Raw genomic sequence first — 12,432 nt, 5'->3', positions numbered from 1 at the left:
TACCCTTATTCTCTTTTCAACTTTCAAATCATCAAACGGTATATAAAACCGTTACTCCTTTAGCACTGGTTATAAATATGATGACCATAAGAAAGTCATTAAATTTATAAGGGTGCGCAATGGCCGTTAACTTACTGAAAAAAAGAACCCTGACGCTGGCAGCAATGCTGTTGCTGGTGGGTCAGGCGCAGGCAACGGACCTGCTGAACAGTTCATACGATGTCTCTCGCGAGCTGTTTGCCGCCCTTAACCCGCCGTTTGAACAGCAATGGGCGAAGGATAACGGCGGTGACAAACTGACGATTAAACAATCTCATGCCGGGTCATCAAAACAGGCGCTGGCGATTCTGCAGGGGCTGAAAGCCGATGTGGTGACCTATAACCAGGTGACCGATGTGCAGATCCTGCATGACAAAGGCAAGCTGATCCCAGCCGACTGGCAAAGTCGTCTGCCGAATAACAGTTCGCCATTCTATTCCACCATGGCGTTTTTGGTGCGTAAGGGTAACCCGAAGAATATCCACGAATGGAACGACCTGGTTCGCCCGGACGTGAAACTGATTTTCCCGAATCCGAAAACCTCCGGTAACGCGCGTTATACCTATCTGGCTGCGTGGGGTGCGGCAGATAAAGCGGATGGTGGGGATAAAGCCAAAACTGAACAGTTCATGACCCAGTTTCTGAAAAACGTGGAAGTGTTTGATACCGGCGGTCGCGGGGCAACCACCACATTCGTGGAACGCGGCCTGGGCGATGTGCTGATCACCTTTGAATCAGAAGTGAACAACATCCGTAAACAGTATGAAGACCAGGGCTTCGAAGTGGTGGTGCCGAAGGTCAACATTCTGGCGGAGTTCCCGGTGGCCTGGGTAGATAAAAATGTGCAGGCTAACGGTACTGAAAAAGCGGCAAAAGCGTACCTGAACTGGCTGTACAGCCCGCAGGCGCAAGCCATCATTACCGATTTCTACTACCGCGTGAATAATCCGCAGGTGATGGACAAACTGCAGGATAAATTCCCGCAGACCGAACTTTTCCGCGTGGAAGACAGGTTTGGCTCGTGGCCTGAGGTAATGAAAACGCACTTTGTCAGCGGCGGTGAGTTGGACAAACTGTTGGCGGCGGGGCGTAAGTAAATGTTTGCTGTTTCTTCCCGACGCGTGCTGCCCGGCTTTACCTTAAGTTTGGGCACCAGCTTACTGTTTGTCTGCCTGATTTTGCTGCTGCCGCTTAGCGCGCTGGTGATGCAATTGGCGCAAATGAGCTGGGCGCAATACTGGGATGTGATTACCAACCCGCAGGTGGTGGCGGCTTATAAAGTGACGCTGCTGTCGGCGTTTGTGGCGTCGATTTTTAACGGCGTGTTTGGTTTGCTGATGGCGTGGATCTTAACCCGCTATCGCTTTCCGGGCCGTACGCTGCTGGATGCGCTGATGGATCTGCCGTTTGCGCTGCCTACGGCGGTAGCAGGTCTGACGCTGGCATCGCTGTTTTCGGTCAACGGTTTCTACGGCGAGTGGCTGGCGAAGCTGGATATTAAAGTGACTTACACCTGGCTTGGCATTGCGGTGGCGATGGCTTTTACCAGCATTCCATTCGTGGTGCGTACCGTGCAGCCGGTGCTGGAAGAGTTAGGTCCGGAGTATGAAGAAGCGGCGGAAACGCTCGGCGCTACGCGCTGGCAGAGCTTTCGTAAAGTGGTACTGCCGGAGCTGTCTCCCGCGCTAGTCGCGGGCGTTGCGCTCTCGTTTACCCGCAGCCTCGGTGAGTTTGGCGCGGTTATCTTTATCGCCGGAAACATCGCATGGAAAACGGAAGTGACCTCGCTGATGATTTTTGTTCGTTTGCAGGAGTTTGACTACCCGGCCGCCAGCGCGATTGCATCTGTGATCCTCGGGGCTTCGTTGCTGCTGCTGTTTTCAATTAACACCCTGCAAAGTCGCTTTGGTCGACGCGTGGTAGGTCACTGATGGCAGACATTACCCAATTGAAACGTTATGGCGCACCCCGCATCAACTGGGGGAAATGGTTTCTGATCGGCTCGGGCATGCTGGTATCCGCCTTTATTTTGCTGGTGCCGATGATTTACATCTTCGTGCAGGCGTTCAGCAAGGGGTTGATGCCGGTATTACACAACCTGGCTGATCCGGACATGCTGCACGCCATCTGGCTGACGGTGCTGATTGCGCTGATTGCGGTGCCGGTGAACCTGGTGTTTGGCGTGTTACTGGCCTGGCTGGTGACCCGCTTTAACTTCCCTGGACGCCAGTTGTTGCTCACATTACTGGATATTCCATTTGCCGTTTCACCAGTGGTCGCTGGCCTGGTCTATCTGCTGTTTTACGGCTCTAACGGCCCGCTTGGCGGATGGCTGGATGAACACAACCTGCAAATTATGTTTGCCTGGCCGGGAATGGTGCTGGTGACGGTGTTCGTGACCTGTCCGTTTGTGGTGCGCGAACTGGTGCCGGTGATGTTAAGCCAGGGCAGCCATGAAGATGAGGCGGCGGTTCTGCTTGGCGCATCCGGCTGGCAAATGTTCCGTCGCGTTACGCTGCCGAATATCCGTTGGGCATTGCTGTACGGCGTGGTGCTGACCAACGCCCGTGCGATTGGCGAGTTCGGTGCGGTATCGGTGGTTTCTGGCTCGATTCGCGGTGAAACCTTGTCTTTGCCGTTACAGATTGAATTACTGGAGCAGGACTACAACACAGTCGGCTCCTTTACCGCCGCGGCGCTATTAACGCTGATGGCGATTATTACCCTGTTTTTGAAGAGCATGTTGCAATGGCGCCTGGAAAACCAGGAGAAACGCGCGCAGCAGGAGGAAAATCATGAGCATTGAGATTGCCAATATTAAGAAGTCTTTTGGTCGCACCCAGGTGCTGAACGATATCTCGCTGGATATTCCTTCAGGTCAGATGGTCGCTCTGTTGGGGCCTTCCGGATCGGGCAAAACCACGCTGCTGCGCATCATCGCCGGGCTGGAGCATCAGTCCAGTGGGCATATCCGTTTCCACGGCACTGACGTCAGTCGTTTGCACGCCCGCGACCGTAAGGTGGGGTTCGTGTTTCAGCACTATGCGCTGTTTCGTCATATGACTGTTTTCGACAATATCGCTTTTGGTCTGACTGTTCTGCCACGGCGGGAGCGCCCTAATGCGGCGACGATCAAAGCAAAAGTGACCAAACTGCTGGAGATGGTTCAACTGGCTCATCTGGCGGACCGTTTCCCGGCACAGCTTTCCGGGGGGCAAAAGCAGCGCGTGGCGTTGGCGCGTGCGCTGGCGGTAGAGCCGCAGATCTTGTTGCTCGACGAGCCGTTTGGCGCGCTCGATGCTCAGGTGCGTAAAGAACTGCGTCGCTGGCTGCGTCAGTTGCATGAAGAGCTGAAGTTCACCAGCGTGTTTGTTACCCACGATCAGGAAGAAGCGACGGAAGTCGCAGACCGCGTGGTGGTAATGAGCCAGGGTCATATCGAGCAGGCCGATGCGCCCGATCAGGTATGGCGCGAACCGGCTACCCGTTTTGTCCTGGAATTTATGGGTGAAGTTAACCGCCTGCAAGGGACGATTCGCGGTGGACAATTCCACGTGGGCGCACATCGCTGGCCGTTGGGCTATACGCCTGGCTATCAGGGTCCGGTAGATCTGTTCCTGCGTCCGTGGGAAGTGGACGTCAGCCGTCGTACCAGTCTGGATTCGCCGTTGCCGGTACAGGTGCTGGAAGCCAGCCCGAAAGGACACTACACCCAATTAGTTGTGCAACCCTTGGGGTGGTATAACGAACCGCTGACGGTGATTATGCAGGGCGATGATTCCCCGAACCGCGGCGAACGTCTGTTTGTTGGGCTGCAAAATGCGCGTTTGTATAATGGCGACCAGCGTATTGAAACGCGTGAAGAGGAACTTGCCCTGGCGCAAAGTGCCTGATAGGTTAATTCGTATAGTTATCATCCGGTGGCGCTGCGCTTACCGGGCTTAACGGGTGGTGCATGACCTGTAAGCCGGGTAAGCGCAGCGCCATCCGGCATTTTATTGAGCTGAAAACGTGAACACATTAGAACAAACAATTGGCAATACGCCTCTGGTAAAATTACAACGTCTGACGGCGGATAACGGCAGTGAAATTTGGGTCAAGCTGGAAGGCAATAATCCCGCAGGTTCAGTGAAAGACCGCGCGGCGTTGTCGATGATCGTTGAAGCGGAAAAGCGCGGGGAAATTCAGCCAGGCGACGTGCTGATTGAGGCCACCAGCGGTAATACGGGGATTGCGCTGGCGATGATTGCCGCGCTGAAAGGCTACCGCATGAAGCTCCTGATGCCAGACAACATGAGCCAGGAGCGACGTGCGGCGATGCGTGCTTACGGGGCTGAACTGGTTCTGGTGACCAAAGAGCAGGGGATGGAAGGGGCGCGTGATTTAGCCCTTGAGATGGCGCAGCGCGGAGAAGGTAAACTTCTTGATCAGTTTAATAATCCTGATAACCCGTATGCGCACTACACGACTACCGGACCCGAAATCTGGCAGCAGACGTCAGGACGTATTACCCATTTTGTCTCCAGCATGGGGACGACAGGCACCATTACCGGCGTATCGCGTTTTCTGCGTGAACAGGACAAACCCGTCACCATCGTTGGCCTGCAGCCGGAAGAAGGCAGTAGTATTCCGGGCATTCGTCGCTGGCCAGCGGAATATATGCCGGGCATTTTCAACGCCTCGCTGGTGGATGAGGTGCTGGATATTCATCAGAACGATGCGGAAAACACCATGCGTGAACTGGCCGTTCGCGAAGGGATTTTTTGCGGGGTGAGTTCTGGCGGTGCGGTTGCGGGCGCGTTACGCGTGGCGCGCGCGACACCGGGGGCGGTGGTGGTGGCGATCATCTGCGATCGCGGCGATCGCTACCTTTCCACCGGGGTCTTTGGCGAAGAGCATTTCAGCCAGGGATTAGGTATTTAATTTGTCGGCCTGATAAGCGTAGCGCTAGCAGGCAACCGTACGGCAGGATCGCCGGATGACGACGCAAAGCGTCTTCTCCGGCCCGCACTGTTCAATCGTTACGTTTTTCTACCAACTTATCAAGGAATTGCCACAGCGTCTCATTCATCTGCTGGTAATCCCAGGTGCGCATCTCTTCAACAGCGCGAATAAAGCGTTTCCCTTTCGCTTCGGCCAGTTCTTGCTCAGAGTGCTGAATTAATCCTTCGACCGCCTCGGCGGTAAACTCCATATGGCACTGAAAACCATAGACGAAATTACCGTATTGCACGATTTGTCGCGGACATCCCTCGCTTGTGGCAAGAATTGTCGCCAGGTCGGTTAATCCCGGCATGTCATTGTGCCAGTGACCCACGTTGAGCGGTGAGCCGAAATGGCTGAACAACGGATGCTGTTGGCCTGCCTCGGTCAGGGCGATCGGATAGTGACCAATCTCTTTTTCCGGGCTTTGGCACACCTTCGCGCCCAGTGCTTCGCCGATTAACTGCGACCCCAAACAGATCCCCACCACGATTTTACGTGCCGCAATCGCCTGGTTTATCAGATGTTGCTCTGCCTGAGAGTCAAAGTATGGGCACTCTGCGAGCGTGGTGCGGGGTGACTGCGGCCCACCAAATACCACCAGCATATCGAAGCCATCGGCATTAGCGGGAACAGTTTCTCCGGCGTAAACGCGCGACCAACTGATAGTATAGCCGCGTGATTCGGCCCACGGCAGGTACGCGCCAGCAGATTCGAAAGACTCATGAATAACAAAATGAACTCGCACTTTTCCTCTCCTGTTAGCGCTTTAGCGCCTGATGGATATCAGTCGCCAGCTTATCAATGTCGCTGTCTGCTAATGTTGACAGTGTAATGCGCAAGCCATGCGTAGGCGTATTGACGCCAAACACTTCGCCTTCACGTACCAGCCAGCCGGACTTTGCCAGCGCAAAAGCGATCGCCTGGCTGTTATCTTCTAGCGGCAGCCACAGATTAAGACCGTCGCTGTCGGGCAGCGTAATGCCATGAAGCCGCAGAGCCGCTGCCAGCTTTTGCTGCTGGGCGGCGTAAAACTGCTGAGTTTGCGCCAGCGTGTGTTGATATGTCTCGTCACTCAGGCAGGCGCAGGCCAGATCCTGCAGCAGATGGCTGACCCACTGACTGCCGGCGTTGAGCCGTAAACGCAGTTTCGCGGAAGTGAGTGGATCGCTGGCGACGATGGCCAGGCGTAAATCCGGGCCTAAAGTTTTCGACATTGAGCGAACAATCGCCCAGTGCGTGGTTTCCTTCGCAATCACCGGATACCAACGGCATGCGGACAGCAGCGCAAAGTGGTCGTCGACGATCACCAGCGTCTGCGGATAGCGGGCCAGGATTTCCTGCAATTGCGTCGCGCGGGATGCGCTCAGACTGCATCCTGTCGGATTATGGGCGCGCGGCGTCAGAATCACCGCCCGCGCACCTTTCTGTAGCGCGATTTCCAGCATGTCTGGCTGCATGCCTTCGCTGTCAACGTTGACCGGACTGGCGGAGAATCCGGCATAACGTAGCATGTTGATGCTGCTCAAAAAGCATGGATCTTCTACCACAACGCTGTCGCCAGGCAGTAAATGGGCGCACAGTAGGCGCTCAATGGCATCAATGGCGCCGCTGGTGATATCAATTTCTCCCGTGGCTGGCATCGCATCTTGCATCCATTGCGCGGCCCACGCCTTAAGGCCGGGTGATACAGCGGCATCACCGTACAAACGAGGATTCTTATTTATTTGCGCGAAATAACGGCTGAGGTCGGGAAGACGCGCGGGGGCTGGATTACCGCCGGAAAGATCGATAAGCGCGGTATCCGGATTGCCGCCTTCCAGCGCAACGGGGGCTGAAATCCCCTTGATTACCGTGCCGTTACGTCCCTGGCTTTGTGCCAGCCCGGAGGTGACCAGGCGTTTATAAGCCGCCGCGACAGTATTACGGTTAACGTTCAATGCTGTTGCCAGTTCACGCACCGGCGGCAACGTTTCTCCTGCCGCCAACGTGCCTGTAGCGACATGTTGACGAATACTGTCAAAAATTTCGTTAGCGGTTTTTCCGTCGATCATTATTGACCTATGACAAAATGAATTTTAGCATATGACGATAATAGTGAGGCGTAAGCCCGCTGTCCAGCGAGAGGAGAAATTTATGGAGCAGGGGAGTGATATTCAGTCAGTGCTCTTCGGCGACAAGCATCGGGCGTTACAGACCGATATCGTCGCCGTCCAGTCACAGGTGGTTTATGGCAGCGTAGGCAACAGCATCGCCGTTCCGGCCATTAAAGCGCAGGGATTACGCGTGACGGCAGTGCCTACGGTGCTGTTCAGTAATACCCCGCATTATGAAACATTTTACGGCGGCGTTATTCCGGCCGACTGGTTTAGCGGGTATCTCCGCGCCTTGAATGAGCGTGATGCTTTACGCGAGCTGAAGGCGGTGACTACAGGCTATATGGGCAGTGCAGAGCAAATCGCTCTGTTAGCACAGTGGCTGGAAACGGTGCGGGCTACGCATCCGACAGTGTGCATTTTGGTCGACCCGGTGATTGGCGATACGGACAGCGGTATGTATGTAAAAGCTGAAATTCCGCAGGCCTACCGTCAGCACCTGCTACCGCTGGCTCAGGGACTGACGCCGAACGTGTTTGAACTGCAAATGCTGAGCGGAAAGCCGTGTCGTACGCTTGATGAAGCCATCACGGCGGCGCAATCGCTGCTTACCGAAACGCTGAAATGGGTGGTGATCACCAGCGCGCCGGGGGATAGCGAAGATATTATTAACGTGGCGGTAGTGACGGCTGAAACGGTTGAGGTGTTCGCTCATCCACGGGTTAAAACGGATCTGAAGGGAACTGGCGATCTGTTTTGTGCTGAACTGGTGAGCGGTATTGTGCTGGGTAAAGCGCTGACAACCGCGACGCACGATGCAGCACAGCGCGTACTGGAAGTGATGAAATGGACCAATCTGTGCGGTTGTGATGAGTTAATTCTGCCACCGGCAGGGGAGGCGCGATGAAGAGTTACCGGCTGGTGGTTCGCCAGAATGGGCGTATGGTTGGACATTTTGACACCAGCGGGGCAACGGCGCTGGAAGATATCTGTGTGGCGCGGGCCATGTTTGGCATCGCGGGTGGCTACAATTGTGAACTGTTAGTGGCGGATTCGGAGCGACGGATGCTGGAAAGCGGGCCGGAAGGGATGAAAATCCTGATGCGCGAGGCGTGTTACCGACCGGTCATCTCACAAATTTAGCGTTATCCGGCAGATTTTGAGGTCTGCCAGATAAAAAAATGGCGCCATCAGGCGCCATTCTTCTCTGCAGCAAGAATTACTTCTTGATGCGGATAACCGGAGTTTCACCCACTGTCACGCTACCGGACAGTTTGATCAGCTCTTTGATTTCGTCCATGTTGGAGATAACAACCGGAGTCAGGGTAGACTTGGCTTTTTCTTCCAGCAGCGGCAGATCGAATTCAATAACCGGGTCGCCCACTTTAACGCGCTGACCTTCTTCAGCGATGCGCTTAAAGCCTTCGCCTTTCAGTTCAACGGTATCAATACCGAAGTGAACAAACAGCTCAATGCCGCTGTCGGATTCGATAGAGAAAGCGTGGTTGGTTTCAAAGATTTTGCCGATGGTGCCATCAACAGGGGCGACCATTTTGTTACCGGTTGGTTTGATAGCGATGCCATCACCAACGATTTTTTCAGCAAAAACTACATCCGGCACGTCTTCGATGTTGACGATCTCGCCAGAGAGCGGAGCAACAATCTCAATAGTTCCGGTGTCTTTCTTATCATCAGAAACCAGAGATTTCAGTTTATCGAACAAACCCATGATCTTCTCCTAAGCAGTAAATTGGGCCGCATCTCGTGGATTAGCAGATTGTTTTTTCTTCAATGAACTTGTTAACCAGCGTCATTAACTCGTCCGTTGTCGGTTGAGCAAGAGCCTGCTCTGCTAACACCTTCGCATCTTCGAAGTTCGTGTTACGGATAATCTTCTTAATGCGCGGGATAGAAATGGCGCTCATAGAGAATTCGTCCAGACCCATCCCCAGCAACAGAAGTGTAGCACGTTCGTCGCCTGCAAGCTCACCACACATGCCAGTCCATTTGCCTTCCGCATGAGAAGCATCAATAACTTGCTTGATCAGCGTCAGCACAGATGGCGACATCGGTTGGTAAAGGTGTGAAATCATATCATTACCACGGTCAACTGCCAGGGTGTACTGCGTTAAATCATTGGTGCCGATACTAAAGAAATCAACTTCTTTGGCTAAATGACGCGCAATTGTTGCCGCTGCCGGTGTTTCCACCATCACGCCAATCTCAATGCTTTCGTCAAATGCTTTACCTTCGTCGCGCAGTTCCTGTTTGTAGATTTCGATCTCTTTGCGTAGTGCGCGCACTTCTTCAACAGAGATGATCATTGGGAACATGATGCGCAGTTTGCCGAAAGCAGAGGCGCGCAGGATAGCGCGAACCTGATCCCGCAGGATCTCTTTACGATCCATGGCGATACGTACGGCACGCCAGCCCAGGAACGGGTTCTCTTCTTTCGGGAAGTTCATGTACGGCAGCTCTTTATCGCCGCCGATGTCCATGGTACGGACGATCACCGCCTGAGAGCCACAGGCTTCAGCAACGGCTTTATACGCAGCAAACTGTTCTTCTTCAGTCGGCAGCGATTCACGGTCCATGAACAGGAATTCGGTGCGGTACAGACCAACACCCTCGGCGCCATTACGCTCAGCGCCTTCAACGTCACGAACGGTACCGATGTTGGCGCAAACTTCTACCTGATGTCCGTCCAGCGTGATAGCCGGGAGATCTTTCAGCTTAGCGAGTTCCGCTTTTTCGGTAGCAACCTGCTCCTGAACGGCGCGCAGTTGCTCAATAACTTCATTGGTCGGATTGACGTAAACCTGGTTGTTTACGGCATCCAGAATCAGATAGTCGTCGTTTTTAACCTGAGAGGTGACGCTACCCGTACCTACGATGGCTGGCAGTTCCAGAGAACGCGCCATGATAGAAGTATGGGAAGTCCGTCCGCCCGCGTCGGTGATGAAACCCAGCACCTTGTTCAGGTTCAGCTGTGCGGTTTCTGACGGGGTCAGGTCTGCGGCTACCAGGATAACTTCTTCCTGAATAGCGCTCAGGTCGATAATAGCCAGACCCAGGATGTTACGCAGCAGGCGTTTACCGATGTCACGTACGTCAGCCGCACGTTCTTTCAGGTATTCATCATCCAGCTCTTCAAGGGCTGTGGCCTGACCTTCGATAACTTCATGCGCAGCTGCATCAGCCGTCATGTGCTTATCTTTAATCAGGGCTATGATTTCCTGCTCCAGCTCCTCATCTTCGAGCAGCATGATATGCCCTTCAAAGATGGCTTCTTTTTCTTCACCGAACGTTTCACCAGCTTTGGTTTTGATCGCTTCCAGTTGCGCAGATGCCTTGGCACGACCGCTCAGAAAACGTTCAACTTCCTGATCAACCTTGTCGGCAGAAATTTTTTTCCGGTCAATGACGATCTCGTCTTCTTTCAGCAGCAATGCTTTACCGAAAGCGATACCCGGGGATGCTAAAATGCCTGAAATCATAACCCTACCTTACTTGTGACTGATATTTAAAAGAACTCGTTGAACTTACTCGAGTTCAGCCATCAGTTTAACCAGATGCTCAACTGCTTTCTGCTCGTCTTCACCTTCTGCGGACAGGGTGACAACGGTACCCTGAGTCAGGCCCAGAGTCTGCAGTTTAAACAGGCTTTTGGCGCTAGCGCTTTTGCCGTTGGAAGTCACAGTAATTTCAGAAGTAAAGCCTTTTGCTTCTTTAACAAACTGAGCAGCAGGGCGAGTATGCAGACCGTTCGGAGCGGTAATGGTAACTTCTTGCTGGAACATTATATTTCCCCAACTTATAGGTTTAGTGTTGTGGAACTAAAGTCTAGCCTGGCGGTTCAACTTTAGCCTGTATTGTTAGCATCGGCGTAAACTGGACGCGACACAAAAGGAGTTCGGTGCAATCCGTTGCTGGCAACTTCTTGCCGCTGACGTTTCGTTCGTCATTAAACATTATGCCGCGAAAGGAAGAGTTGAACCAAATCATAAAATCGATTCAGCTAGCGCTTTTCCTGTAACGATTAATTTCGCGCATCAAAATAATTAGTTTGGTTAAATACCAGTTCCGGCGGGTTGAATCAATGCCAGGAGAGTTGAAAATTTGAAGCAGGCCACAAAAAAGCACCCCAAAGGGTGCTTTTTTACGCGTTTTTAACATGCTGGCATTACTGTTGCAGTTCTTTCTCTGTGAAGAGATCGGCAAACAGTGCAGTGCTCAGATAACGCTCACCCGATGACGGTAGGATAACCACAATATTCTTATTGGTAAAGGATTCATCTTCCTGGAGCTTAAGCGCGGCAGCCACGGCTGCGCCAGAAGAGATCCCTGCCAGAATACCTTCTTCTTCCATCAGGCGGCGCGCGGTAGAAATAGCTTCATCATTGGTGATGGCAACGACTTTATCGATAAGCTTCAGATCAAGGTTGCCAGGAATGAAGCCCGCGCCAATACCCTGAATTTTATGCGGGCCAGGTTTGAGTTCTTCACCCGCCAATGCCTGGGCGATAACAGGGGAGTCAGTAGGTTCTACCGCGACGGTAATCAGATCGGTTTTGCCTTTAGTGCCTTTAATGTAACGGGTCACGCCAGTTAGCGTACCGCCGGTGCCGACACCGGAAATAAAGACATCAACCTGGCCATCGGTATCTTCCCAGATTTCCGGGCCGGTGGTTTTTTCGTGAATTTCCGGGTTCGCCGGGTTGCTGAACTGCTGCAGCAGCAGGAATTTTTCCGGATCGCTGGCTACGATTTCTTCCGCTTTCTGAATTGCGCCCTTCATACCTTTTGCGCCTTCAGTCAGCACCAGGTTCGCGCCCAGGGCTTTTAAGAGCTTGCGGCGCTCAATGCTCATGGTTTCCGGCATGGTCAGAGTCAGTTTGTAACCACGGGCGGCGGCAACGTAGGCCAGCGCAATCCCCGTGTTGCCGCTGGTCGGTTCTACCAGCTCAACGCCAGGTTTCAGTACACCACGTTTTTCGGCATCCCAAATCATATTGGCACCGATACGGCATTTGACGCTAAAGCTTGGGTTGCGTGATTCCACCTTCGCCAGAATGCGTCCGTTACCGATACGGTTCAGTCGAACCAGCGGCGTATGACCGATAGTCAGCGAGTTATCTTCAAAAATCTTACTCATGGCCTGTCCTTAACTGTATGAAATTGGGATACCGCTTCAGCATACCTGTTGAGAAAGTATGGGGAAGTAAGGAATTCGCATATCTATATGCTGATGAGAAATAATGCGTAGCAGTATGGAATAAGAGCGGGTATAAGCCAGCCCGCTTTTACACATTTT

General features: G+C 53.2%; 13 protein-coding genes. 7 read left to right on the top strand and 6 right to left on the bottom strand.

The window, feature by feature from the left end; all coding sequences use genetic code 11:
* The first annotated feature begins 119 nt into the window (after positions 1-119).
* The 5 genes from KQJ19_RS01210 (at position 120) to cysM (ending at position 4,962) form a co-directional block, all read left to right on the top strand.
* A complete protein-coding gene (locus tag KQJ19_RS01210) occupies positions 120-1,136 on the top strand; it encodes a sulfate ABC transporter substrate-binding protein (protein WP_216403268.1) in 1,017 nt (338 codons plus the stop codon).
* Positions 1,137-1,970: a sulfate/thiosulfate ABC transporter permease CysT gene (gene cysT / locus KQJ19_RS01205; RefSeq protein ID WP_003038061.1), complete on the top strand. Its 834-nt coding sequence runs from the start codon at positions 1,137-1,139 to the stop codon at positions 1,968-1,970.
* Entirely contained in the window at positions 1,970-2,845 is an 876-nt protein-coding gene (cysW, locus tag KQJ19_RS01200) for a sulfate/thiosulfate ABC transporter permease CysW (RefSeq protein WP_216403266.1), read from the top strand. The genes cysT and cysW overlap by 1 nt, the downstream gene beginning before the upstream one ends.
* Positions 2,835-3,932, top strand: coding sequence for a sulfate/thiosulfate ABC transporter ATP-binding protein CysA (cysA, locus tag KQJ19_RS01195; protein WP_016153931.1), 1,098 nt, complete (start codon positions 2,835-2,837; stop codon positions 3,930-3,932). The genes cysW and cysA overlap by 11 nt, the downstream gene beginning before the upstream one ends.
* 118 nt (positions 3,933-4,050) lie before the next feature.
* On the top strand, positions 4,051-4,962 hold the full coding sequence (gene cysM / locus KQJ19_RS01190; protein WP_016153930.1) for a cysteine synthase CysM: 912 nt from the start codon (positions 4,051-4,053) through the stop codon (positions 4,960-4,962).
* A 91-nt stretch (positions 4,963-5,053) separates the two neighbouring features.
* Here cysM and KQJ19_RS01185 read toward each other — a convergent pair whose 3' ends face one another.
* Both KQJ19_RS01185 and ptsJ read right to left on the bottom strand, forming a co-directional pair.
* Positions 5,054-5,770 carry a type 1 glutamine amidotransferase gene (locus KQJ19_RS01185; protein WP_216403264.1) on the bottom strand — a complete coding sequence of 239 codons (717 nt, stop codon included), beginning with the start codon at positions 5,768-5,770 and terminating at the stop codon, positions 5,054-5,056.
* Positions 5,771-5,783: 13 nt separating this feature from the next.
* Complete coding sequence (ptsJ, locus tag KQJ19_RS01180) at positions 5,784-7,076, bottom strand: transcriptional regulator PtsJ (RefSeq protein ID WP_216403262.1); 1,293 nt, start codon at positions 7,074-7,076, stop codon at positions 5,784-5,786.
* An 82-nt stretch (positions 7,077-7,158) separates the two neighbouring features.
* Between ptsJ and pdxK the strand changes: the two genes are divergently transcribed.
* Both pdxK and KQJ19_RS01170 read left to right on the top strand, forming a co-directional pair.
* Positions 7,159-8,025: a pyridoxine/pyridoxal/pyridoxamine kinase gene (gene pdxK, locus KQJ19_RS01175; RefSeq protein ID WP_016153927.1), complete on the top strand. Its 867-nt coding sequence runs from the start codon at positions 7,159-7,161 to the stop codon at positions 8,023-8,025.
* Positions 8,022-8,261, top strand: coding sequence for a cytoplasmic protein (locus tag KQJ19_RS01170; RefSeq protein ID WP_216403260.1), 240 nt, complete (start codon positions 8,022-8,024; stop codon positions 8,259-8,261). Before pdxK ends, KQJ19_RS01170 begins: the two co-directional genes overlap by 4 nt.
* 76 nt (positions 8,262-8,337) lie before the next feature.
* Here the strand turns inward: KQJ19_RS01170 and crr are convergent, their stop codons facing one another.
* The 4 genes from crr to cysK all read right to left on the bottom strand — a co-directional run bounded on the left by crr (position 8,338) and on the right by cysK (position 12,273).
* Complete coding sequence (crr, locus tag KQJ19_RS01165) at positions 8,338-8,847, bottom strand: PTS glucose transporter subunit IIA (protein WP_000522253.1); 510 nt, start codon at positions 8,845-8,847, stop codon at positions 8,338-8,340.
* Positions 8,848-8,887: 40 nt separating this feature from the next.
* Entirely contained in the window at positions 8,888-10,615 is a 1,728-nt protein-coding gene (ptsI, locus tag KQJ19_RS01160) for a phosphoenolpyruvate-protein phosphotransferase PtsI (protein WP_016153925.1), read from the bottom strand.
* A gap of 45 nt (positions 10,616-10,660) precedes the next feature.
* Complete coding sequence (gene ptsH, locus KQJ19_RS01155) at positions 10,661-10,918, bottom strand: phosphocarrier protein Hpr (protein WP_002913505.1); 258 nt, start codon at positions 10,916-10,918, stop codon at positions 10,661-10,663.
* A gap of 383 nt (positions 10,919-11,301) precedes the next feature.
* The gene (gene cysK, locus KQJ19_RS01150) at positions 11,302-12,273 is read right to left on the bottom strand and encodes a cysteine synthase A (protein ID WP_005121957.1); all 972 of its coding nucleotides are present in this window, start codon (positions 12,271-12,273) and stop codon (positions 11,302-11,304) included.
* Between the last annotated feature and the right edge of the window lie 159 nt (positions 12,274-12,432).

The organism is Citrobacter sp. S46_ASV_140, assembly GCF_018919545.1.
GTDB lineage: Bacteria > Pseudomonadota > Gammaproteobacteria > Enterobacterales > Enterobacteriaceae > Citrobacter > Citrobacter braakii.
The sequence above is the reverse complement of the archived record's forward strand: the minus strand, read 5'-3'. Positions and strand labels throughout refer to the sequence as shown.